The organism is Roseateles sp. GW821-FHT09G03 (assembly GCF_059416045.1).
Window position 1 is genome coordinate 915,171 of sequence record NZ_JBWKOK010000002.1, and the last position, 23,687, is coordinate 938,857.

Annotated in this window: 19 protein-coding genes; 12 read left to right on the forward strand and 7 right to left on the reverse strand. The window is 70.3% G+C overall.

All coding sequences use genetic code 11. From position 1 onward, the window contains the following. Positions 1-25: 25 nt before the first annotated feature. The 3 genes from AC07OZ_RS11320 to AC07OZ_RS11330 form a co-directional block, all read right to left on the reverse strand. Complete coding sequence (locus tag AC07OZ_RS11320; protein WP_495467225.1) at positions 26-574, reverse strand: TPM domain-containing protein; 549 nt, start codon at positions 572-574, stop codon at positions 26-28. Beyond that, positions 574-1,488, reverse strand: coding sequence for a TPM domain-containing protein (locus AC07OZ_RS11325; RefSeq protein ID WP_495467370.1), 915 nt, complete (start codon positions 1,486-1,488; stop codon positions 574-576). The genes AC07OZ_RS11320 and AC07OZ_RS11325 overlap by 1 nt, the downstream gene beginning before the upstream one ends. A gap of 109 nt (positions 1,489-1,597) precedes the next feature. Continuing rightward, a complete protein-coding gene (locus AC07OZ_RS11330) occupies positions 1,598-2,299 on the reverse strand; it encodes a LemA family protein (protein WP_495467226.1) in 702 nt (233 codons plus the stop codon). 86 nt (positions 2,300-2,385) lie between these two features. Here AC07OZ_RS11330 and hemE point away from each other — a divergent pair, with 86 nt between their 5' ends. Further along, entirely contained in the window at positions 2,386-3,480 is a 1,095-nt protein-coding gene (gene hemE, locus AC07OZ_RS11335; protein ID WP_495467227.1) for a uroporphyrinogen decarboxylase, read from the forward strand. Positions 3,481-3,798: 318 nt separating this feature from the next. Then, complete coding sequence (locus AC07OZ_RS11340) at positions 3,799-5,922, forward strand: primosomal protein N' (RefSeq protein WP_495467228.1); 2,124 nt, start codon at positions 3,799-3,801, stop codon at positions 5,920-5,922. A gap of 9 nt (positions 5,923-5,931) precedes the next feature. On the opposite strand, the gene AC07OZ_RS11345 is transcribed toward AC07OZ_RS11340, so the two are convergent. Then, positions 5,932-6,651 carry a response regulator gene (locus tag AC07OZ_RS11345; protein ID WP_495467229.1) on the reverse strand — a complete coding sequence of 240 codons (720 nt, stop codon included), beginning with the start codon at positions 6,649-6,651 and terminating at the stop codon, positions 5,932-5,934. Between the two features lie 16 nt (positions 6,652-6,667). After that, a complete protein-coding gene (locus AC07OZ_RS11350) occupies positions 6,668-7,315 on the reverse strand; it encodes a helix-turn-helix domain-containing protein (RefSeq protein WP_495467230.1) in 648 nt (215 codons plus the stop codon). A 154-nt stretch (positions 7,316-7,469) separates the two neighbouring features. On the opposite strand from AC07OZ_RS11350, the gene AC07OZ_RS11355 reads away from it, so the two are divergent. Genes AC07OZ_RS11355 through ypfJ form a run of 3 tightly spaced genes read left to right on the forward strand, consistent with a single transcriptional unit; the run spans position 7,470 to position 11,483 of the window. Continuing rightward, positions 7,470-8,342, forward strand: a complete 873-nt coding sequence (locus AC07OZ_RS11355; protein ID WP_495467231.1) for a substrate-binding periplasmic protein — start codon at positions 7,470-7,472, stop codon at positions 8,340-8,342. A 15-nt stretch (positions 8,343-8,357) separates the two neighbouring features. Continuing rightward, positions 8,358-10,544, forward strand: a complete 2,187-nt coding sequence (locus tag AC07OZ_RS11360) for a sensor histidine kinase (protein ID WP_495467232.1) — start codon at positions 8,358-8,360, stop codon at positions 10,542-10,544. A gap of 48 nt (positions 10,545-10,592) precedes the next feature. Further along, a complete protein-coding gene (ypfJ, locus tag AC07OZ_RS11365; protein WP_495467233.1) occupies positions 10,593-11,483 on the forward strand; it encodes a KPN_02809 family neutral zinc metallopeptidase in 891 nt (296 codons plus the stop codon). A gap of 171 nt (positions 11,484-11,654) precedes the next feature. On the opposite strand, the gene AC07OZ_RS11370 is transcribed toward ypfJ, so the two are convergent. Then, positions 11,655-14,201 carry an alpha/beta hydrolase family protein gene (locus tag AC07OZ_RS11370; protein WP_495467234.1) on the reverse strand — a complete coding sequence of 849 codons (2,547 nt, stop codon included), beginning with the start codon at positions 14,199-14,201 and terminating at the stop codon, positions 11,655-11,657. A gap of 35 nt (positions 14,202-14,236) precedes the next feature. Here AC07OZ_RS11370 and AC07OZ_RS11375 point away from each other — a divergent pair, with 35 nt between their 5' ends. The 3 genes from AC07OZ_RS11375 (at position 14,237) to AC07OZ_RS11385 (ending at position 16,981) form a co-directional block, all read left to right on the forward strand. Further along, positions 14,237-15,325 carry a hypothetical protein gene (locus AC07OZ_RS11375; RefSeq protein ID WP_495467235.1) on the forward strand — a complete coding sequence of 363 codons (1,089 nt, stop codon included), beginning with the start codon at positions 14,237-14,239 and terminating at the stop codon, positions 15,323-15,325. A gap of 258 nt (positions 15,326-15,583) precedes the next feature. Next, positions 15,584-16,063 carry a hypothetical protein gene (locus AC07OZ_RS11380; protein ID WP_495467236.1) on the forward strand — a complete coding sequence of 160 codons (480 nt, stop codon included), beginning with the start codon at positions 15,584-15,586 and terminating at the stop codon, positions 16,061-16,063. Between the two features lie 69 nt (positions 16,064-16,132). Then, a complete protein-coding gene (locus AC07OZ_RS11385) occupies positions 16,133-16,981 on the forward strand; it encodes a substrate-binding periplasmic protein (protein ID WP_495467237.1) in 849 nt (282 codons plus the stop codon). A gap of 15 nt (positions 16,982-16,996) precedes the next feature. Here AC07OZ_RS11385 and AC07OZ_RS11390 read toward each other — a convergent pair whose 3' ends face one another. After that, positions 16,997-17,365 carry a DUF1304 domain-containing protein gene (locus tag AC07OZ_RS11390; protein ID WP_495467238.1) on the reverse strand — a complete coding sequence of 123 codons (369 nt, stop codon included), beginning with the start codon at positions 17,363-17,365 and terminating at the stop codon, positions 16,997-16,999. A 64-nt stretch (positions 17,366-17,429) separates the two neighbouring features. On the opposite strand from AC07OZ_RS11390, the gene AC07OZ_RS11395 reads away from it, so the two are divergent. The 4 genes from AC07OZ_RS11395 to AC07OZ_RS11410 all read left to right on the forward strand — a co-directional run bounded on the left by AC07OZ_RS11395 (position 17,430) and on the right by AC07OZ_RS11410 (position 23,674). After that, positions 17,430-19,496 (forward strand): ATP-dependent helicase, encoded by a 2,067-nt coding sequence (locus AC07OZ_RS11395; RefSeq protein WP_495467239.1) that lies wholly within the window; start codon positions 17,430-17,432, stop codon positions 19,494-19,496. Between the two features lie 127 nt (positions 19,497-19,623). Then, positions 19,624-20,187, forward strand: a complete 564-nt coding sequence (locus AC07OZ_RS11400; protein WP_495467240.1) for an ImmA/IrrE family metallo-endopeptidase — start codon at positions 19,624-19,626, stop codon at positions 20,185-20,187. A gap of 128 nt (positions 20,188-20,315) precedes the next feature. Continuing rightward, a complete protein-coding gene (locus tag AC07OZ_RS11405) occupies positions 20,316-21,014 on the forward strand; it encodes a lysoplasmalogenase (protein WP_495467241.1) in 699 nt (232 codons plus the stop codon). Next, entirely contained in the window at positions 21,011-23,674 is a 2,664-nt protein-coding gene (locus AC07OZ_RS11410; RefSeq protein WP_495467242.1) for a hypothetical protein, read from the forward strand. Before AC07OZ_RS11405 ends, AC07OZ_RS11410 begins: the two co-directional genes overlap by 4 nt. Positions 23,675-23,687 lie beyond the last annotated feature (13 nt).

Consider the following 23,687-nt stretch of genomic DNA (forward strand, 5'->3'; position numbering starts at 1 on the left):
GCGGGAGAGGGAGCAAGAGCGAGCGCTACAGCACGACGACGGCGTCCGGCAACTCGTTGCGCGGCACCGCGCCGGCCTGTGGCGGGAAGTGCTGCGCCAGCAACGCCTCGACGGCGCGGATCGCTTCCAACAGGCCCTGCTCGAACTGGCCGCCCCGCAGCGACTGCCGCAGCCCGTCGACGATGGGCTGCCATTGCGCCGCGCTGACGCGCTGGTTCAGTCCGCGGTCCGCGACGATCTCGATCGCGTGCTCCGCGAGCAGCAGATAGATGAGCACGCCGTTGTTGTGCTCGGTGTCCCACACGCGCAGCTTGCCGAACAGCGCCAGCGCGCGCTGCCGCGCCGTCAGGCCGCGCCACAGGTAGCTGATCGGCAGGCTGGCTTCCACGCACAGGCGGATCTCGCCGGTGTGGCTCAACTCGCTCTCGGTGACGCGCGCGGACAGGCGCGCCAGCGCCGCGGATGGCAGCACGCGCCGCACGTCGGCCTCGTCCCAGAAGCGGTGGCGGAAGAAGCGCCCGAGCCGGCTCGTGTCGCCGGCGTGGCGGACGTCGTGGTCGGTGGGTCGTTCCATCACCAGTCTCCCGAGGCGCCGCCGCCGCCGAAGTCACCGCCGCCGCCGGAGGAGAAGCCGCCGCCGTCGCTGCCGCCGCCCCAACTGCCGCCGCCGTCACCACCGCCGCCGCCCCAGATGATCGGTGGCGCAATGCCGCCCGACCCATGCGCGCTGCGCCGGTAGCCGCCGTAAGAGGGACTTGCGCTGCGTCGTCGCGCCGCGCCGATGCCGAGCACGCCGACCAGGATCAGCGACGCGACCGCCGCGCCCGCACCCAGCAGCAGGCTGTTGCTCAGCCCCCAGCCGACGGCGCCCGCGCCGACGCCGGTGAACAGGCTGCCGATCTTGCGCCCGAAGATCGAGGTCAGCACCGCGCCCACCAGCGGCACGGCGAGGAACGCGATCATGGCGATCTCGCCGATGTCGATGTTGTGGCCGCCGGACTTTGATGTCCGCTGCGTTGGCGCCGGCAAGTGCTCGCCGCGGATGCGCGCCTGCAGCGAGTCGATCGCGCGGTTGAGACCGCCGGCGTAGTCGCCGGCCTTGAACGCGGGCGTGATGTCGCGCTCGATGATCTGCCGGGCGGCGAGGTCGGGCACCGCGCCTTCCAGCGCCTTGGCTGTCTGGATGTTGATGCGCCGGTCGTCCTTCGCGACGATGATCAGCAACCCGTCACCGACGTCGCGGCGGCCGATCTTCCACTGGTCCCCGAGGCGCTGCGCGAACGCGGCGATGTCCTCCGGCGCGGTGGTCTTCACCATCAGCACCACGATCTGCGGGCCGGCCTCGCGCTCGAAGGCGGCGAGCTTCGCATCGAGCGCCTCGCGCTGCGCGGCGCTCAGCGTGCCGGTCTGGTCGATGACGCGGCCGCTCAGCGGCGGGATCGGCTGGACGTCCTGCGCGCGCGCCCGCGGCAGCATGCCGACACTCATCAGCAGCCCAAAGAAGACCAGCGTCAGGAGCCGGAACACGTGTCGCGACAGCGGTCGTGACAGAGGCCGACGCGGCAACGGGAGCGAGGCCGCCCGCATGCGCGGGGCCTCAGTTCGACGCGGGCGAGGCCGCCGGGGCCGGTGCCGGCGTCGTGGTGGCGGCGGGCGCGGCCGGCTTGTCGAAGTTCACCGTCGGCGGCGCGGAGATCACGGCCTCGTTCTGCACGGTGAAGTTGGGCTTGGTTTCGTAGCCGAAGATCTTCGCCGTCAGGTTGGACGGGAAGCGGCGGGTCAGCACGTTGTATTCCTGCACCGACTTGATGTAACGGTTGCGAGCAACGGTGATGCGGTTCTCCGTGCCCTCGAGCTGCACGCGCAGGTCGCGGAAGCCCTGGTTGGCTTGCAGCTGCGGGTAGCGCTCGCTCACGACCATCAACCGGCTCAGCGCGCCGGAGAGTTCGCCCTGCGCGGCCTGGAACTTCTGCAGCGCGGCCGGGTCTCGCGCCAGTTCCGGCGTGACCTGGATGCTCGTGGCCTTGGCGCGCGCCTCGATGACCTTGGTCAGCGTGTCCTGTTCGAAACTGGCCTCGCCCTTCACCGTGTTGACGATGTTCGGGATCAGGTCGCTGCGGCGCTGGTACTGGCTGAGCACCTCGGACCAGCTGGCGTTGACCTGCTCGTCCAGGCTCTGGAATTCGTTGTAGCCGCAGCCGGTGAGCGCCATCGGCGCGCCCACGATCAATGCGGCCGCCGCGGTGGCGCGAAGCGTGGCGCGAGCAGTGGCGAACGGGCGGGACAGGGTCGAAGTCATCAGCGGATCCTCCTTGTGCGCAGCGGCATATCGTGTGCCGGGTCGAGGAATTCAAGAGCAGGGGGTCCGAGCATAATCCCCTCCCCATGAGCGCCCCCCTTCAGAACGACGTCTTCCTGCGCGCCTGCCTGCGCGAGCCCACCGAGTACACCCCCGTCTGGCTGATGCGTCAGGCGGGCCGCTACCTGCCCGAGTACCGCGACACCCGCGCGAAGGCCGGCAGCTTCATGGGCCTGGCCACCAACAAGGACTACGCGACGGAGGTGACCCTCCAGCCCCTGGAGCGATATCCGCTGGACGCCGCGATCCTGTTCAGCGACATCCTGACCGTGCCGGACGCGATGGGCCTGGGCCTGTCGTTCGCGCAGGGCGAGGGCCCGAAGTTCGAGAAAGTCGTCCGCGACGAGGCCGCCGTGAACGCGCTGGCCGTGCCCGACATGGACAAGCTGCGCTATGTCTTCGACGCGGTGACCTCGATCCGTGGCGCGCTGAACGGACGGGTGCCGCTGATCGGTTTCTCCGGCAGCCCGTGGACGCTGGCCTGCTACATGGTCGAGGGCGGCGGTTCCGACGACTACCGCCACGTCAAGAGCCTGATGTACGCGCGTCCCGACCTGATGCATCGCATCCTGGCGATCAACGCCGACGCGGTGGCCGCCTACCTGAACACGCAGATCGAGGCCGGCGCGCAAGCCGTGATGGTGTTCGACTCCTGGGGCGGGGTGCTGGCCGACGGCCAGTTCCAGCAGTTCAGCCTGGCGTACTCGCGCCGCGTGCTGTCGCAGCTCAAGGGCGAACACGACGGCCGCCGCATTCCCAAGCTGCTGTTCACCAAGGGCGGTGGGCTGTGGCTGGACGAGATTGCCACGGCCGGCGCCGACGTCGTGGGCCTGGACTGGACGGTGAACCTCGGCCGCGCGCGGGCGCAGGTGCAGGACCGCGTGGCCCTGCAGGGCAACCTCGATCCGAACGTGCTGTTCGCGCCGCCGGCCGCGGTGCGCGAGCAGGCGCGCGCGGTGCTCGACAGCTTCGGCGCGCCGCAGCGCGCGGACGGCGGCTGGGGTGGACACGTGTTCAACCTGGGCCACGGCATCAGCCAGTTCACGCCGCCGGAAAGCGTGGCCGAACTGGTCGACGAAGTGCATATGCATTCGCGCAAACTGCGCAAGGCCACGGCGTAGTTATCCCCAAATCCGTGCATGTCACCGAAACGCAGCACATGCGAGGGATCTGAGCTAGGGCTTTCCCCGATGGGCGTGTAAGTCGTTGATTTTAAAGGTGTGTCCGCGTTTCCCCGGAATTTGACGCCCGAGCGCCGTCGCGGCGGCAATCCCGGCGGCCCCTGAAAAGCCGGGGCGTTTCCCACAAAGTTATCCACAGGCTCGAGCCCCCGTTGTGAACACCCTTGGAAATCAGGCACTTGGCGCGCTTTCCTCATGGCCGGTGGAGGCCGGAGGGGACGCAGCGCCTGAGGATGCCCGGCGCAGAGGAGGGGCCTGGTGAGCGAGCTTCCGTCCCTGCGACGCGTGCGGGTGGCCGTGGAGGCGCCGCAGCACAGCGGGCTGACCGGGCCGCTGGATTACCTCGGCCCGCAAGACTTGACCCCGGGCACGCTGGTGCACGTGACGCTGGGCCGGCGCGACGTGATGGGCCTGGTCTGGGACGACCTGCCCGAGGGCCAGGACTTGCCCGACGAAGAGCAGCTCCCCGAGTCGGAGCTGCGTCCCGTCGGCGAGGCGCTCGATGCGCTGCCGCCGTTGTCGGACCGCTGGCGCCGGCTGCTCGACTTCGCGGCGCAGTACTACCAGCGCAGCGTCGGCGAATTGGCGCTGGCCGTGCTGCCGCCGCAGTTGCGGGACCTCGACGCGAAACAGCTGCAGGCGCGGCTGAAGAAACTCGACAAGGCGGACGCGGCAGCGGCGAAGGCTGCGGCGGAGGTCGAAACCGCGGCCGGGACACCGATCGTCCCGCAGGAGCGTCCCGCGCTGACCGCGCAACAGCAGGCGGCCCTGGACGCGCTGGCGGAACTGGCCGGCCGCGAGGCGCCGCCCCCCGCGCTGCTGTGGGGACTGACCGGCAGCGGCAAGACCGAGATCTACCTGCGCGCCGCCGAAGCCGCGCTCGAGCGCGGGCTGCAGGTCCTGGTGCTGGTGCCGGAGATCAACCTGACGCCGCAGCTCGAGGCACGTTTCGCCGAGCGCTTCGCGGGCCGTTCGATCGTGTCGCTGCACAGCGCGCTGACGCCCGCGCAGCGGCTGCGCAACTGGCTCGCGGCGCATCTGGGCCGCGCGCAGCTGGTGCTGGGCACGCGACTGGCGGTGTTCGCGTCGATGCCGCGGCTGGGACTGATCGTCGTCGACGAGGAGCACGACCCCTCCTACAAACAGCAGGACGGTGCGCGCTATTCGGCGCGCGACCTGGCGGTCTATCGCGGCCATCTGGAGAAGGTGCCGGTGGTGCTCGGCTCGGCGACGCCGTCGCTGGAGAGCTGGCAGCACGCGCTCGGCGGCCGCTACCGGCGCATCGATCTCACCGAGCGCATCGGCGGGGGCGCGCTGCCACGGGTCCGGCTCTTCGACATGAACCGGCTCGAACGCAAGAAGGGCGTCACGACCGCGCTGTCGGTGCCCCTGCTGGACGCGATGCGCAAGCGGCTGGAGCGCGGCGAGCAGAGCCTCGTGTTCCTCAACCGCCGCGGCTACGCGCCGGTGTTGCACTGCGACCAGTGCAACTGGAAGAGCGACTGCCCGCATTGCAGCGCGCACCAGGTCTTCCACAAGGAGGACCGGACGCTGCGCTGCCACCACTGCGGCGTGACGACGCGCGTGCCGCGCGCCTGCCCGTCTTGCGGCAATCCGGACATCGCGCCGCTGGGGCGCGGCACGGAGCGGCTCGAGGAGCAGCTCGCGCAGGCGTTGCCCGGCGCGCGCGTGGCGCGCATCGACGCGGACACGACCCGGCTCAAGGGCAGCCTGGAAACGCAGCTCGCGGCGGTGCACGAGGGCGACGTCGACATCCTCGTCGGCACGCAGATGATCGCCAAGGGCCACGACTTCCGCCGCATCACGCTGGTCGCCGCGGTGAACCCGGACGGTGCGCTGTTCAGCAGCGATTTCCGCGCGCCGGAGCGGCTCTTCTCGCTGCTGATGCAGGCCGGCGGCCGCGCGGGTCGCGACGCCGCGCAGGCGGCGGCGAGCGAGATGTGGATCCAGACCTGGTATCCCGAGCACGCGCTCTACCAGTCGCTGCAGAAGCACGATTACGAGGCCTTCGCCGGCAGCCAGCTGCATGAACGGATGACGGCCAACCTGCCGCCGTTCGCGCATCTGGCGCTGGTGCGGGCGGAAGGGCGCAGCGTCGAAGCCGCGCGCGATTTCCTCACCGCCGCGCAGGAGGCGGCGCAGGCGCTGCCGTTGTCGCTGGGGCTGCTGCTCTATCCGCCGGTGCCGATGGCCATCGCGCGCGTGGCCGACAGCGAGCGTTTCCAGATGCTGATCGAGGCCGGGAACCGCGCGCAGTTGCAGCGCTTCCTGCGCGCCTGGCTGCCCGAGCTGCACGCGCTCAAGCGCCGTCAGAAGGGCCTGACGCGGTGGGCCGTGGACGTGGATCCGCTGGCGATCTGAGTCGCAGAATCAAAGGAGGCGGCCGAGCGCCTCTTCGAGCACCGGCCACGCGGCACGCGCGGCGGCGAGGGCGTCCTCGGAGCCCGTCGCGGCCTGCTCCGCATCCAGCTCCAGTTGCCTCGCGACCTCGGCCGCTTCGGTGTGTCCCAGCGTCAGCAGCACGCTCTTGAGGCTGTGCGCGAGGTGGCGCAGCTTGACATGCTCGCCGCGGTCGCAGGCGAGGCGGCCATTGGCGATGTCCAGCGGAAACTGCATCCGGCAACGCGCGAGGAAGGCCTGGTACAGCGCGGCATTGCCGCCAAAGTACTGCTCGATGGCGGCCTGGTGAATCGACGGCATCGCGGCCGGCGGCGCCGCGTCGCGCAGGCCATCCAGGCACGATTGCAACTCACCCAGCGAGCAGGGCTTGGACAGGAAACGCGTCACGCCGAGCGCCTCCAGCTGTTCGCGCACGGCCGGGTTCAGTCCCGCGCTGAACACGGCCAGCCGCGCATTGCCGCGCAGCTCGGGCCGTTGCTTGAGCGTCTGCAGCAGGTCCAGGCCGTGACGCCCGGGCAGCATCAGGTCGCTGATCACCAGGTCGAAGCTCTGGGTCGCCAGCGCGAGCAGCGCCTCGTCGACGGAGATGCAGGCCTGCAGGCGCACCTCGTCGTCCTCCAGGGCCATGGAGACGAAGCGTTGCAGGGTGGTGTCGTCCTCCACCAGGAGGACCCGGACGCGGGACGCCATGATCAAGCCGGCGACTTCAACCTGCAAATTGCGGCTGACGGGCCTGGATGCGCTGGATGGCGGCGCCGAGCAGCGGCGGCAGATCGGTGACGAGCCGGGGTTTGTGCACCAGCGGCAGGCCGGCCAGCGCGAACGCGTAGGGCGCCCGTTGCTGCTCGTCCAGGGCGGTCACGAAGATCAGTTCGCTGCTGGCGAACTGCGGCTGCGAGCGCAGGCTGGTCACCAGCGCCGCGCCGTCGATGCCGGGCAGCAGGATGTCGACCAGCAGGATCTCGGGCTGCAGCTGACCGTACATGACCAGACCGCCGATGCCATCATTGGCGGTGTGCAGGTCGAGGTCGGGAAATTCCTGCTGTGCCAGCAGCATCACGAGGTTCTGGTAATGGACCGAATCCTCGATCAGCAGCGCCTTCAGCCGCGCCGGAACGCCGTCGTTGGGCGACAGGTCCGCCGGCTTGGTCGGCGCCAGGCCGCGGCCGGTGAGCCACGCGTCCAGCGAAGTCCGCAGGATCCGGCGATGTCCGCCCGGCGTCCGCCAGGCCTGCAGCTCGCCGCGGTCGACCATGAGTTGCACCGAGCGGACGGCCATGCCGAGGCGCTGCGCCACTTCGCGCGTGCTGAAATCCTCTTGCATGTCGTCAGGTGTACGGGCAATAGCAGTCATGAGTCGATTTTGCCGAATTAACCAAACTTGTAGGTGGGCAATATCCCCATTTATAAGCGATAAAAGTGATATCGGGTGTGACTTCGGTGGGGCGGGCCTTCCCTCGCGATCGGGTGATGCGAACTCTGGTGCAATCCGGAGCCGAGGAGATGCGATGACGAAGCGATGGACCGGACAGGCCGCGACGGTCCGGCTGGCCCGGATGGGTGCGGCCGGCCTGATGCTGGCCTCCCTGCTGACGTTTGCGCCGGGGGCCCGGAGCGCCCCGCCGGCGGCGTCCGCCCCCGCCGCTGCATCCACGACGAGCCCGGTGCTGCAGCGTGTCCTCGCGCACGGCGTGCTCCGCGTCTGCATCTGGCCGGACTACTACGGCATCACCTACCGCCACCCGCGCGACGAAACGCTGAGCGGCATCGACGTCGATCTTTCCAATGAACTGGCCAAGGACCTGGGCGTGCGCCTGCGCTATGTCGAGTCCTCGTTCCAGCGCCTGATTCCCGACCTCGAGGCGGAACGCTGCGACGTCGCGATGTTCGCTGTCGCCGTGCTGCCGCAGCGGGCGGTGGCCCTGTCCTTCACCCAGCCCTACCTGCAGAGCGACATCTACGCCATCGCGAGCCGCGCGAGCCGCGTCGTCAAGCGCTGGGACGACATCGACCAGGCCGGCGTGGTGGTCGCCGTGCAGATGGGGACCTCGACGGAGCGGGTGATGCGCGACACGCTCAAGCGCGCGACGCTGCTGGTGGTGCAACCCCCCGCGACACGGGAGCGCGAGCTGGAGTCCGGCCGCGCCGACGTCTTCATGACCGACTACCCGTACAGCCGCCGGCTGCTGGACAACGCCGACTGGGCGCAGCTGATCGCGTCGCCCAAGCCCTTCCACGTCCTGCCGTATGCCTATGCGATCAAGCGCGGCGATGCCGTGTGGCTGGCGCGGCTGGACGAATTCGTCGCGCGCATCAAGCGCGACGGGCGCCTGCGCGCAGCCGCCGAGCGCCACGGTCTTGGCGCGATCGTCGTGCCCTGAGACGGAGTCGCAGCGATGCTCGGTCCGGCCGTCCGATCCCTCCTGCGTTTGCGTCGCGCCACGTTGTGGGCGGGCGTGGTCGCGGGCGTCGGCACGCTGGCCGGGTTGATCGGGCCGGCCTGGGTCGGCCGCCAGGAGGCGATCGACGAGGCGCGCGCGCGCGGCGCGCTGCTGGCGCAGGTGCTCGAGAGCGATGCGAGCCGCACGATCGAGACCGCCTCGCTGTCCTTGCACGCGATCGGCGACGGGCTCACGCGCACGGTTGCCGATCCGCACGAGGCGAAGCACCTCGAGGAGCATTTCAGCCATGTGCTGGTGGGCCTGCCCTTCATCCGCAGCGTGTCGCTGCTGGACACGCGCGGACGGGTGCTGATCAGCACCAATGCCGATGAGATCGGCCTGGAGATCCCGCTGGACGACTTCGGCCGCCTGCCGGCGCCGGACCGCGACCTGCTGCTGCCGCTGCGGCCGGGGCGAGGGCTGGCGGACCTCGCGGGCAGACGCGGCGCGCGTGGCTCGCCGGTCGGCATGCTGCCGCTGCTGCTGCAACTGCCGCCGTCGCCCGAGGAACCCGCCGCCGGCGCGTCCGCCCCCAATCCGATGGGCATTTCGCCAGGCACGCGCGAGGGCGACCCGCGCTGGCTGCTGGCGCTCATCAACCCGGATGCGCTGACGCAGGTCCAGCAGCGTGCGCTGCCGACGGGCCGGAGCGCCGCGTGGCTTGCGTCGACCGACGGCCAGTTGCTCGCCGCGATGGAGACCCTGCATCAGCTGCCCGGTCAGCGGCTGGACGGCCATCCCGCCTTCGACGCGCTGCGGCGCGGCCGCGAGCACGACACCTACATCGGCGCCGGCGCGCTGCCGGGCGAGGTCATCGTCGCCTACCGCGCGGCGCCGCGGCGTCCGTTGATCGTCGGCGTCGAGCAGTCGATCGACGAGGTGCTGGCGCGCTGGCACGCGGGGCTGCGATGGCTGCTGCTGATCGGCTCGCTGGCGCTCGCGCTGATCGCGCTGGCGACGATCACGGTGCGGCGCAGCCTGCAGGCGCGGGCGGAGGCGATGGAAGCGCTCGAGGGCGCGCATGAGCAGCTCGCCGACCGCGAGCGCGACATGCGGGTGCTGCTCAAGAGCGTGCAGGAGGTGATCTTCCGGACCAATCCGGCGGGCACGCTGACCTTCGTGAACGCGCGCTGGACGACCCTGCATCGCGGCCGTCCGGACGAGGCGGTCGGGCGCCGGCTGGCCGACATCGCGGAGCCGGCCGACCGCGACGCGGTGGCCAGCCTGTTCGGCGGCGACGAGGGCGTGCGCAGCGTCGAGGCCACGATCCGCAACAGCGAGGGCGCGCCCCGCCGCTACCAGATCGCGACGGTGCCGCTGCGTCGGGATGGCGACCTGCTCGGGTATGCCGGGAGCGCGGTCGACATCACCGAGCGGGCGGCCGCCGAGCGGCTGACGCGCCAGGCGCGCGACGCGGCGGAGGAGGCCTCGCGGACGAAGACGGAGTTCCTCGCCAACATCAGCCACGAGCTGCGCACGCCGCTGCAGTCGATCCTGGGCTTCTCCGAACTCGGCATCATGCGCAGCGGCGGACAGGAGCGGCTGCAGGCGATGTTCTCGGACATCCACGGCTCCGGGCAGCGGATGCTCGCGCTGGTCAACGATCTGCTCGACGCGTCCAAGCTCGACGCCGTGGGGGCGCTGGAATTGCGCGAGGAGGACCTGCGCGAGCCCGTCGACGCGGTGATGCGCGAGCTCGCGCCGCTGACCGCGAAGCGCCAGTTGACGCTGGCCGTCGACCTGCCCGCGCCGATGCCGGCGCGCGTCGATCCGCCGCGCTTCCAGCAGGCCGTGCGCAACGTGCTGGCCAACGCCATCAAGTTCGCGCCGCAGGGCGGCACCATCGAGCTCCGCGGCGGCCGCACGGCCGAGGGCGCCTTGCACCTCTGCGTCGCCGACCGGGGACCGGGCATCCCGGTCGACGAGCTCGAACGGATCTTCGATCCCTTCGTCCAGTCCAGCGCGACCAAGGACGGCTCCGGCGGCACGGGCCTGGGCCTGCCGATCAGCCGTCGGATCGTCGAGATGCACGGCGGTCAGCTGTACGCCGCCAATCGGGAGGGCGGTGGCGCAGAATTCCACCTGATCCTCCCCGCGAACGACATCACGGCGGCGGGGGAGGCGGCCCAGGCCGCCGACTGACCGCGTTCAAGCAGCCCAAGCAGCCCAAGCAGCCACCAGGAGCACACCATGAAGTGGGAAGGCAATCGCGAGAGCGACAACGTCGAGGACTTGCGCGGCAGCGGCGGCGGAAGCAGCGGCGGGGGCGGACTGCCGATCGGCGGACGCGGCATCGGCATCGGCGGCATCGTGGTGGCGCTGCTCGCGTCCTGGGCGTTCGGCATCAATCCGCTGACGGTGCTCAGCGCCCTCGACGGCAGCGCGGTCCAGACCACGCCCGGCCCAGCCCAGCGCCCCGTCGAGCACAGCCGTCCCCAGGACACGCCCGGGAAGTTCGTCAGCATCGTGCTCGCCGATACCGAGGACGTCTGGACGCAGCTCTTCAAGGCCGGCGGCAAGACCTATCAGGCACCGACGCTGACGCTCTTCGAGGGCCAGTCGCGCACCGCCTGCGGACTCGGGCAAGCCGCGATGGGACCCTTCTACTGCCCCGGCGACAGCAAGGTCTACATCGACCTCAGCTTCTACCAGACCCTCCGCGACCGGCTCGGCGCGCCGGGCGATTTCGCCCAGGCCTATGTCATCGCCCATGAGGTCGGGCACCACGTCCAGCATCTGCTCGGCATCACCGAGAAGGTCGACGCCGCCCGGCGGCGCCAGTCCGAACAGGCGGCCAACGCGACCAGCGTCCGCGTCGAACTGCAAGCCGATTGCTTCGCCGGAGTCTGGGCCCACCACTCCCAGCAGTCCAAGGGCTGGCTGGAAGCCGGCGACATCGACGAAGCACTGAACGCCGCCGCCAAGATCGGCGACGACACCCTCCAACGCAGCGCCGGCCGCGCCGTCGTGCCGGAAAGCTTCACCCACGGCACCAGCGAACAGCGGCAACGCTGGTTCAAGCGGGGGATGGCGCAAGGGGACCTGCGGGACTGCGATACGTTCTCGGTGAAGCAGCTCTGAGAAGACAGCGCGACTCGCTGGGCCGGGGCCGCCGGCGAAGCCGAAGCTCGGGCGCTCAACTCCCTCCGCTCGCCTTCGGCTCGCTGCGGTCAGACAGAACGCGCCTGGTCAGTGGTGGAAGCTTCGGCTTCGCCGGCGGCCCCGGCCCAGCGAGTCCACACCACCTGCTTACTACTGCGAAGCACCTGATCCGGCTGCCGGGCGAGGCTTGGCCTCGGCCCTCGGATCGCCCACGCAGCCCTTCAACCACTGACTCATTTCCCATTGCACCTGGCCCGCGGATTCGCGCGCGGTGTAGCCGTGCGCCTCGAAGGGCAGCAGCACGTAGCGGGCGGTGCCGCCCAGGCCCGCCAGGGCCTGGTACAGGCGCTCGCTCTGCATCGGGAAGGTGCCGGAGTTGTTGTCGGCCTCGCCGTGGATCAGCAGCAGCGGATCCTTGATCTGGTTCGCGAAGAGGAAGGGGGACAGCTTGAGGTAGACGTCCTTCGCATCCCACAAGGATCGACGCTCGCTCTGGAATCCGAAGGGCGTCAGCGTCCGGTTGTAGGCACCGCTGCGCGCAATGCCGCAACGGAACAGCTTCGTGTGCGCCATCAGGTTCACCGCCATGAACGCGCCGTAGCTGTGACCGCCGATCGCCACGCGCCGCGGGTCCACCGTGCCCAGGTCTTCGGCCTTGTCGATGATCGCCCGCGCATTCGCGGTGATCTGCTCGATGAAGCTGTCGTTCATGTTGCGCGAGTCGCCCACCACCGGCATCGTCGCGTCCATCAGCACCACGTAGCCATCCATCAGCAGGTTCAGCGGGCTGATCCCGGAGAAGCTCATGTACCGGCCGGGTGAGCCGCTCAACTGTCCGGCGATCGCCGCGTCGTTGAACTCCAGCGGATAGGCCCACACCAGCGCCGGCCGCTTCTCGCCCTCGCGCTGGTCCGGCGGCAGGTACATCCAGAACGACAGCTCCACGCCGTCGTTGCGTTTGAAGCTCACCAGTTCGCGTCGCACGCCCTTCAACTGCGGCGCCGGGTCCTTGATCCGCGTCAGCGGCGTCACCTTGCCGTTCTCGCGCAGCACCAGGTTGGGCGGCTCATGCTCGGTCTCGCGCTGCGTCAGCAGCCGGCGATCTTCGAGCAGTGCCAGGGGTTGCTCGTACACCCCCTCGGCCGACTGGAACAGCCGCTGCGCGCTCAGGTCCTTCAGCGAGAGCTTGTCCAGGAAGGGCCGGTCGCCCTTGGGCCCCGCGCCCTGGCCCGAGAGCAGCAGGTCGCCATTGAGCGTCTGCGCCACCTGGTGGCCGTTCGCCAGCGTGCGCATGAACGGAAAGCCGGGGTGCCGGTAGCGCTCGCGCACCGAATGCTCGAACAAGGGCCGGCTCTGCTTGCCGTTGAGCGGCAGCAGGTAGGTCCGCGACCAGCCCCGGCTGCGGTCCTCTTCCGTCAGGAGGCCGTGGATGCCGTCGTCGAGGAAGCGCAGCCGCGTGAAGCGGTAGGGCATGCGCTGCACCTCGAAGGGATCGCCGGTGTAGGGCGGGTCCAGCCGCATCACGCGATCACGGAATGCCGCGCGGTTGGCCGGATTGCCGCCGTCCAGCGCCTCGACCCAGTAGATCGCCGCGTCCTTCGTCGGCGACGGGTAGAACACCCGCGGTCCCGGCAGCGCGCCGTCGATCGCGACGCCCTGCTTCAGCGGCATCTTGACCAGTTCGCGGATGACCTTGCCGTCGCGCTGGCGGACCTCGACCACGGTCGGGAAATCGTCGAAGGTCAGGTTGTAGCTGAAGGGCCGCACGAGCCGCTCGGTCAGCAGCGCCTGGCCGGTGCCGACGCTGGACACGCTGGTGAAGAGGCCCGGCGTGCCGATGTCGCGGCTCTGTCCGCTGGCGACATCGATCAAGGTCAGCTGCGAGCGGGCGTAGTGTTCGAACAGGTCCTCGTCGCGCGGGTTGCGCAGCAGGTCCGGATAGGTGCGTTCGGGCGACGCCTTGCCGTGCGTCTCCTGGATCGCCGGTCCGGTCTGCGCCCGGCTGGGCGCGGGGCCGCGATCGTCGGGCACCGTCAGCACGACGGCCTCGCGGGCGTTCAGCCAGGCGATGTCGTCGGCATCGACGGCGTTGTTCAGCCGCACGTTGTAGATGCGCCAGAGCTGGCCGTTGGACGTCGCGCCGGCCCACAGCTCGTCGGCCGTGTCGGTGCGGCGGGACAGCAGGAAACGCTGTCCGTCCGGTGCCCAGATGAAGTTGTGCCAGGTGCCGCCGGCGGGGAGTTCGACGTCCCGTTCCGTGCCCTCCGGATCGAGCAGGGCGCGCAGGCGTACGCGCTGCACGGCGAGCAGGTTCTGCTGGCTGGCGTTGCGCGGATCGAAACGCGCGCCGGCCAGGCGCAGTCCCGGCCGCGCCAGTTCCTCGAGCGGCGTGTAGCGGCGTTGCTCGACCAGCGCCAGCGCGGCGCGGTCCGGCGACGGGATGAGCCGCGGCAGCGCGGGCGCGTCCAGCAGGTCGCGGATCGCCTGGGAGGGCTGCTTGTACGGCGCGGGCGCCGCGGCGGCCAGCCCGCAGAGCGCCGTCGCGAGCAAGGCGACGGTCGCCCGCTGGATCCAGGGACGCGGCGTCGGCGGCGCGGGCAGGACGTCAATGGCGTCAAGGGCGCCGAAGGCGTCGGAGGCATGACTGGCACCGACGGACGGACGGCTCACGCCGACAGAGGGGACGCGGGAGGACATGGGGTCGAAGTATCGCTGCGCTAGGATTCGCGCCCATGATCGACCCCCCGCACGCGCAGGACCCCCGCGTACCGCACGACCCGGCCACCCGGGCGCCCGCGGCGCTGCCGGCCGTCGGCGAGCGGCTGGGCGTCTGGCGGGTCTCGGCGGTGCTTTTCGAGTGCGCCTCCGGCGTGTGGTTCCGCGTCGAGCACGGCAAGGCCGCCGCGCAGACCGGCCTCGCGCTGGTCTACCGCCATGAGTCCGATGCGCAGGCGGTGCTGATGCGTTTCGCGGAGGACTCGGAATCGCTGGCGCGCTTCCGGCATCCGGCCTTCGGCGCGCCGCTGGACAGCGGGCTCAGCCCCACCGGCCTGCCCTACCTCGTGGTGCCGGCGATGGAAGGCGCGCCGCTGCTGCGGGTGGCGATGGCGCTGCCATTGAAGCGGCGCATGCAGCTGCTGCTGGACCTGATCGACATGCTCGACGCCGCCCATGTGCACGGCCTGGTGCTGCATGAGCTGGACCCCGGCACCTTGTGGCTGAGCCCGGCCCAGCAGCTGCACTGGCTGGGGCAGGGGCTGACGCCGCGCGACAGCCAGGCGCCCGCCGCGCTGGTGCGCGCCGCCGAGCCCCTGGCCAACGCGCGTCAACGCGCCGGCGGCCGCCCCGACGCCAACAGCGAGACCCATGCGCTGGGCCGCCTGCTGGGCATGCTCGTCAACGGTCGCCTGCCGCGGCGCGACGCGACCGAGGACGGCTTCGAGGAAGAGCCCGAACCCGGCGCCACGCCGGTGGCGTCGCTGCAGTCGTGGCTGTCGCTGACGGCAGCGCAGCGTGAGAGCCTGGACCAGTTGCTGGACCGGGCCATGATGGACGGGCGCTCGTTCACCGACCGGCAACTGCTGGCGCAGGCGGTGCGCGACTGGATCGAGGTCGAGCCCGCCCCCGCGCTCGCACGTCCCGGATCCGGCGCGGCAGGCTCGCCTTCGGCGCCGATGCCGCTGCTGCCCTCGCCGCCGCCGCTCGAGAACGACGATCGTCCGGCGTCCTCCCGCGCGTCGTGGGCGGAACGCCTGGCGGGCCTCGCCCTCGTCCTGGCCCTGGCGGCGATCGTGGCCTGGCTGCTGTTGCGAGGCGGGTGAGCGGGCCGCTTGAGCGCGCCGCGCAGTCCTTCGCGCGTCCGTTCTGCCGATGAGTCGGCGACCCACCTCGATGCACTAGTGCTCCCGCAGGGGTGAGGCAGGGTTCCTCGGAAACACCCCTGCGAATCGACAACTTCGCGCTTCCGACCGACTTGGAAGAGTCACGCATCGGTCGATGAAGGCGGATTGTCCGAGTGGGGTCCGTCTGCCTACGATCGTCCTTCTGTCGCCATGGCGCGCGACGCGAGGAGGATGTGCGTGAGTTTCGAAATTCGGCCGATGTCCGCGGCGGACTGGCGCAACTGCTGGCGGGACTCGGTCACCGACCCCGAGTGTTCGCCCTGGCTCCGCGGCGTGCTGGAGAGCTGCATCGACGGCAAGAACGCGCACTGGATGCGGCTGGCCGTGCGCTGGGCCGTGGACGAGGGGACCGGCGACTACCTGGTCCGGCTGCCGTCGCTGATCGGCCGCCAGATCGCCGACCAGTTCTGCGCCCGCGTCGGCGACCGGCTCTACGGCCTGTGCGGGTTGGGCATCGGCGAGGCGCAGGTGTTCTTCGCCGGCGGCTCGTCGCCGTCCTGCGACGCGATGGGGCAGGTGCACGCGGTGCTCGCTGAGGCGTTCGCGGTCCACGGCTCCCATGGCGAGGACATCGGCCGCGATCCCATCCGCATGCCCATCTTCATCCCCGGGGTGCTGGTGCCCGAGGACCTCGCCGCGGAGACCCGCGGACTCTGAAGCGCCCGATCGCCCGATCTCCGCCACCCCGCGTCGCGGGGCTGCCGGCGCACGGGGCGCGCGCCTATCATGGGCACTCCCATGGACGCCTTCCGCCGACACCTGCTCCGTGATGCCACGCTCGGCGTGATGGCCGTCGGCATGACGGGCATGATGGGCGTGGCGAGGGCGCTGCCCTCGTCGGCGGGCGCGCCCGGGCTGCCCGGCTCGGGGCGGCCCCGGTCGGCGCAGGTGCACATCGTGGGAACGACCTTCGCGCGGCTCTTCGAGCCCGCGGCCGACGGCGGCAAGCCGCGCGGCCTGGCCGTCGACCTGCTCGACGCGATCCTGATCCCCGCCGGCCACCAGCCGCGCTACGAGTTCTATCCCTGGCTGCGGGCGCAGGCCATGATCGAACACGGCCCCGCGCAGATCCTCGTCGGCCCGTACCGCACGCCGGAGCGGGAGCGGCTGATGCGGTTCTCCCGGCAGGCCTTCTACGAAGACGCGCTGGTGTTCTACGCGCGCCGCCGCGAGGAAGGACTCTGGTGGGGCGACTTCCAGGCGCTGCAGCCGCTGCAGATCGGCGCGGTGCAGGGCTGGGTCTATGGCGACCGCTTCGAGCAGGCGCGCGCGGGCCTGAACGTGACCGCCGTGCGGGACCTGGCCACCGCGCTGCGCATGCTGCAGCTCAAGCGGCTGGACCTGATCGCGGCCAACCAGCGCAACTCGGAGCCGGTGATCCAGGACCTGGGGCTGTCGGATCAGGTCGCGCTGTGCACGCCGCCGTTTGCGCAGCTGCGCGGCCACTTCGCCTTCAGCCGCGACGCGGCGGGCGAGCCCTGGATGGCGCTGATCGACGCCGGCATGCAGCGCCTGCGCGCGAGCGGGGAGCTGCAGCAGATGGCCGCCCGGCGCGGCGTCGTGTTGCCGGACTGAGCCGGCTCGCGGTCCTCAGCTCAGCAGCAGGAGCGCGAGGCCGACCGCCGCCGGGAGGGCCTGGATGAAGAGGATCTTGCGGCTGGCCGTCGCGGCGCCGTAGAGACCCGCCACCAGCACGCAGGCCAGGAAGAACACCTTCACCGGTCCGCCCGCCGCGCCCAGCGCCAGACCCCAGATCAGGCCGGCCGCGAGGAAGCCGTTGTACAGCCCCTGGTTGGCCGCCAGCACCTTGCTCGCCTCGGCGAATTCCTTCGTCAGTCCGAAGGCCTTGCGGCCCTTGGGCGTGGTCCAGAGGAACATCTCCAGGATGAGGATGTAGACGTGGATCAGCGCCACGAGGGCGACGACGACATTGGCGGCGAGGAGGAGGGTGGTGTTCATGGTTCGCACTGTACGTCCCGCTATCATCCCCGGCCCCTCCGCGCTTTCCTGTCCCGCACGTTCCATGTCCAAAGCCCAGCTCAACCCCGCCCAACTGGCGGCGGTGCATCACCTCTCAGGGCCTTGCCTGGTGATCGCGGGCGCGGGCTCGGGCAAGACGAGCGTGATCACGCAGAAGATCGCCAAGCTGATGTCCGAGGGCTACCGCCCGAAGAACATCGCCGCGATCACGTTCACGAACAAGGCCTCGCAGGAGATGCGGGAGCGCGCCAAGCACCTGGTGGGCAGCAAGGCGGGCTCGGAGCTGCTGGTGTCGACCTTCCACTCGCTGGGGGTGCGCATCCTGCGCCAGGACGGGCGCCACCTCGGGCTCAAGGAGCAGTTCTCCATCCTCGATTCGGACGACGTGCTGTCGGTGCTGCGCGATGCCGGTGGCACGACCGACGCGGCGACGGCGAAGTCCTGGCAGTGGACCATCTCGCTGTGGAAGAACCAGAACCTGAGTCCGCAGCAGGCGCTGGCCTACGCGAAGGACGACATGGAGCGCGCCGCCGCCGTCGTCATGCAGCGGTATCAGGAGCGGCTGACCGCGTACCAGGCGGTCGACTTCGACGACCTGATCGGCATGCCGCTGAAGCTGCTGCAGACCAATGAAGAGGCGCGCGGCAAGTGGCAGGAGACGCTGCGCTACGTGCTGGTCGACGAGTACCAGGACACCAACGCGGTCCAGTACGAGCTGCTGAAATGCCTGGTCGGCGATCGCGCGATGTTCACCGCCGTGGGCGACGACGACCAGTCCATCTACGGCTGGCGCGGCGCGACGATCGAGAACCTCAAGAAGCTGCCGATCGATTTCCCGCAGCTGAAGATCATTCCGCTGGAGCAGAACTACCGCTCGACCAGCGCGATCCTGCGCGCGGCCAACAACGTGATCGGCGGCAATCCGAAGCTGTTCCCGAAGACGCTCTGGAGCGAGTTCGGCGAGGGCGACCCCATCTCGCTGATCGAGGCCGACGGCGAGGAGCACGAGGCCGAGCGCGCCGTCGCCCGCATCCAGTCCATCCGGGCCAACGAACCGACGGCGAAGTTCTCCGACTTCGCGATCCTCTACCGCGCCAACCACCAGTCGCGCATCTTCGAGCAGGCGCTGCGCCGCGCCGAGATCCCGTACAAGGTCTCCGGCGGGCAGAGCTTCTTCGACCGCACCGAGATCAAGGACCTCTGCGCCTGGCTGCGGCTGCTGGTGAACCAGGACGACGATCCGGCGTTCCTGCGCGCGGTGACGACGCCCAAGCGCGGCATCGGCCACCAGACGCTGGGCCACCTGAGCGAGTTCTCGGCGAAGTGGAAGCTGTCGATGTTCGAGTCGCTGTTCGCCGAATCGCTGAAGGCGACGCTGTCGAGCAAGGCGCTGCACGGGCTGCACGAGTTCGGCCGCTACGTCGTCGACCTCGAGTACCGCGCGCGCCACGCCGTGGGCGCCGAGGAGGGCAAGGCGCTGATCATGGAATGGCTCAAGGACATCGCCTACGAGCAGTACCTGATCGACCAGGAAGACAACGAGAAGGTCGCGCAGGCCCGCTGGGGCAATGTGCTCGACTTCGTCGACTGGGTGGCCAAGCGCTGCGGCGGGGAGATCTCCACCGACGGCGGCATCACGACCGAGAGCCCGCGGCAGACGCTGCTGGAAGTGGCGCAGACGATCAGCGTGATCCTGTCGCTGGCCGAGCGCCAGGAAGAGCAGGACCAGGTCGTGCTGACGACGCTTCACGCGTCCAAGGGCCTCGAATGGCCGCACGTGATGCTGGCCGGCGTCAACGAGGGCCTGCTGCCGTTCAAGGCGGAGAACGACGAGCTCACGCCTCAGCGCGTCGAGGAAGAACGGCGGCTGATGTACGTCGGCATCACGCGCGCGCGGCGCACGCTGGCGGTGTCGACGCTGCGGCGGCGCAAGAAGAACCGGGAGACGGTCATGGGTGTGCCGAGCCGGTTCATCGCGGAGATGAAACTGGGCGAGGGCGGCGTCAAGGAAGACCCGCGGGAGAAGCTCAAGCGCATGCGCGAACAGCTCGCCGCCAAGGCCGCCGATACCGCGGCGAAACAGGCGCAGGCGGCGAAGGACGACCGTTGAGCAAGACCTGTCACCCGAACAGTGAGTGACGGTGGTGGGCGAACGATTCTTACTGGTTCGTGTCATTTCGCGGCGACGCGCGCGTTCCTAGCATCCGGTCCCTCTGCGCCCGCCGAGGAGACCGACCATGGCCGCCGTCCCCCTTTCCTGCTTTCCCTTTCGAGATTCCCGTACGCCCGCCGAAGTCGCGGCGCGACACCTGGTCATCGATGCCGCCGCCGATGAACTGCGCAAGGCGCACTGGGACCAGGCCAGTCAGCCGCTGAACGTCCACGAGCTGGCCGAGGGCGCCGGCGTCGAGGTCCGCGAACGCGGCGGCCCGCAGGAGCCGATGTATCCGTATCGCGGCCGGTTGCTCTACCTGGATGAGCGCCCGGTGATCGAGTTCAATCTCGCCGAGGAGCCGATGCGGCGCCGCATCGTGCTGGCGCATGCGCTGGGGCATCACGTGCTCGGGCACGGTCCGGTGCCGCCGGAGACCGCGCCCACCCTGTCGACCCACAGTCCCCGGCGCATCGAGCAGGAAGCCCACCGCTTCGCGCTGGACCTGCTGATGCCGGACTTCGCGATCTACCGGCTCATGAACCAGGGCGTGGTCAGCGCCCGCAGGCTCTCGGAGAAGTTCTTCGTCCCGGAGTCCGCGGTCCACGAACGCCTGCAGGCGCTCGACCGTCACTGGTCGCACCTGTAGGCGGATTTGTGAGCGGACCTGTGTGCGACTTGTGAGCAGACTTGAGAGCGGCAACTACCCTGTAAGGTCTGCCATGTCACCCTGAACCGGGGGGTGGGCGTCATCGGCAAACGGCAAAATGCCGGCGCATGACAGCCTCCGCCGCCAAGTCCGCCAACAGGCTCGCCGCCGTGCTCCCGCTGCTGACCTTGCTCAGCGCGGCGGCCGCCATCCTCGCGTTGTCCCAGCCCGCGCAACTGCCGCCGGCGCTGGCCTTCGTCTTCAAGCCGCTGACGACGGTCCTGATCCTGCTCTACGCCTGGCCCCGGGGGGCCGAGCGCCCGCGGCTGGCGCGCTGGCTGCGCGCCGGGCTGTTGTGCTCGCTGGCGGGCGACGTCGCGCTGCTGTGGCCGGAGCAGGGCTTCCTGCCCGGGCTGGTGAGTTTCCTCGCCGCCCATGTCTGCTACGTCGTCGGCTTCTGCACCCGCAAGAAGCTGGGCGCGGTGCGCTGGCCCTTCCTGATGTTCGGCGTCATCGCGGCGGCTGTGCTGGGACAGCTCTGGCCGCACATCCCGGGCGAGCTGCGGGCACCGGTGGTCGTCTACGTCGTCTGCCTCTCGGTCATGGCGGCGCAGGCCTGGGCCTGGTGGCGCGGCAGCGTCGGCCAGCCCGATGAGCCGCTCGCGCGCTGGGCGGCGTGGGGCGGCACCTTGTTCGTGTTCTCCGACGCGATGCTGGCGATCAACAAGTTCGCCGGTCCGATGGAGATGGCCAGCGTCTGGGTCCTCGCCAGCTATTGGCCGGCGCAGTGGTGCATCGCCAGCAGCCTGGAACGGCCCCGCGCATGAACCTCGTCCTTCCCCGGCGTCCCTCGTCCCTCGCCACGCTCGTCACCGGCGTGGCATGCGCCGCCGTCGGGCTCTGGCTCATGAGGCACTACCCGGTGCAACCGGCGGCCGCCACCGCGTTGTGGGTGGCGATCGCGGTCGCCAGCTTCTTCGGATGGCGCTCGTTGCCGCTGCTGGTGCCGGCGCTGGTGCCGGTGATCGGCTTCGCGCCGTGGACCGGCTGGATCACCTTCGAGGAGCTCGATCTCCTCGTGCTGGCCGTCGCCGCCGGCGGCTACACCGCGCTCGCGCTGACCGCGCCGCCGCACAAGCCGGTGGCCTGGCGCTATCGCACGCTGCGCTGGCGCGCCGCGGTGCGGGTGCTGATGGCGGTGTTCGCGCTGTCCGCCTTCATCGCCGTCTGGCGCGGCTTCGATCAGGCCGGCGGTGTGGACTTCGGTTTCTGGCAAGGCTTCCAGGAGCCGATGAACAGCCTGCGCGCGGGCAAGAGCTTCTTCCTGGTCCTGCTGCTGCTGCCGCTGTGGCAGAAGGCGTCGGACCTGCGGCCCTCGGCGGTGCAGCGCCTGTCGCGCGCGGCCTGGGTGCTGGTGCTGCTCACGACCTCGCTCGGGGCGCTGTGGGAGCGCTGGATCTACACCGGGCTGCTGGACTTCTCGTCGGACTACCGCACGACCTCGCTGTTCTGGGAGATGAACGTCGGCGGCGCATCGCTGGACGGCGCATTGGCGCTGAGCCTGCCGTTCGCGATGCTGTGGGCGATGCGGGAGCGCCGGCCGCTGCGCTTCGTGGCGGCGCTGGCGGTGCTGCTGCTGGCGTTCTATGCGTCGCTGACGACGTTCTCGCGCGGCGTCTATCTGGCGGTGCCGTTCGGCATGGCGCTCTGCGCGCTGCTGTGGGCGCTGCAGCGCCGCGATGACAGGAACGCGCCGCGACAGGATGCGGCGCCGTCGTCGCACGTCTTCCCCGGTGCGGGCGGGAAGGTACCGCTCGCCTGGTCCGTCGGCGTGATCGCCGGGACCGCAGTCGCCGCCTGGGTGCTCTTCGGCGCCGGCGGTTACCGCGCGTTGCTCGCGCTGGCGGGCAGCGTCGCGGTGCTGCTGGCGATGCCGGCCTCGCGCGCCGCCTGGCCGCGCGGACAGCAGCGGGCGCTGATGGCGTTGTCGCCGTTGCCGGCGCTGATGCTGGCCTTGCTCGGCGGCCTGCTGATCGACATCGTGCCCAAGGGCGCCTACCTGATCGACGGTGTCGTCGTGCTGCTCGGCCTCGGAATGGCCTGGATGTGGCGCGGCGGACTGACGCAGCCCTCCCAGGCCTTCGCGTTGGCGGTCGTATGGATGGCGACGCTTGCCGGCACGGGCCTGGTCGCGGCGCACTGGGGCGGCGGGCGGGACACGGTGGTCATCGCCCTCGTGCTGGCGGTGCTCGCGATCGCGTGGATCGCGACGCAATGGTCGCCGCGTGTCGGCGCGGACCTGCGCACCGCCGGCTGGCGCATCCGCGGCCTGGTCTGGACCGGCTGCCTGCTGGCGTGCGCCTTGGTCGCGGCGCTGGGCGGCGGCGCCTACATCGGCCAGCGCATGTCGACCGGGCAACAGGATTTCGAAGGCCGGCTCGAGCACTGGCGCGTCAGCCTGGGCCTGCTCAAGTCCATGGACGAATGGCTGCTGGGCAAGGGCAGCGGACGTTTCCCGGCGAGCTTCGCCAACGGCGGGCCCTTCGATGAGCGCGTCGGCGACTATCGACTGAATCCGGCGCGGTCCGAAGTGACCGCGTCCGGCCTGCCCGGAACGGAACCTTCACCGCACCCCACCGTGACGCTGACCAGCGGCCTGCACGTGATGGGACAAGGCGAGATGTTCCGGCTCAGTCAGCGCGTGCCGGCGGTGGCCGGCGAGGTCGCCGCGACGGTGACGCTGCGCACGCAGTTCAAGACGCGCCTGCGGGTCGAGGTCTGCGAGAAGTTCCTGCTCTACCCGTTGCACTGCGTCAGTCGCGAGACCGATGTCGAACCGATGGGCGGGGCGTGGCAGCCGGTGCAATTGAAGCTCGGCCAGGCGCCGGCCGATTTCGGCGGCTCGTCCTGGGCGCCGAAACGCCTGGTGGCGTCGGTGACGCAGAACTGGCGCGGCGGCGTGCTGGAGATCGCGTCGATCTCGATCGCCGACAGCGTCCACGGTCCGGTGCTGCAGAACGGCGATTTCAGCGACGGGCTGGCGCGCTGGTTCTTCACGAGCGACCGCAACCACATGCCGTTCCACATGAAGAGCCTGCCGGCGCATGTGCTGTTCGAGCAGGGCCTGTTCGGCCTCGCGCTCTGGACCAGCCTGCTGGTGACGGCGCTGGTGCGCCTGAGCTTCGGCGCGGGACGCCACCATCCGCTGGCGCCGGCGGTGGTGGGCGGGCTGGCGGGCTTCGTGATCGTCGGGCTGTTCGACAGCCTCATCGACGCGCCGCGGATCGCTTTCCTGTTCTACGCGCTGATGGCGCTGGGACTGGGCTTGCGGGCGTCGTCGCGGAAGTCCAACCGCCCGGGCGATCCCGATTCCGGCCTGGAACTGGAAACCTTGCAGCCGGAGCTGGAGTCCGCCTTCGAGGACGCCCCCGAGGTCCGCCGCGCGATGGCGGCGGCAGGCGTGAAGCTGAAAGGCCCACCGCGTTGAAGCGACGCGGCCC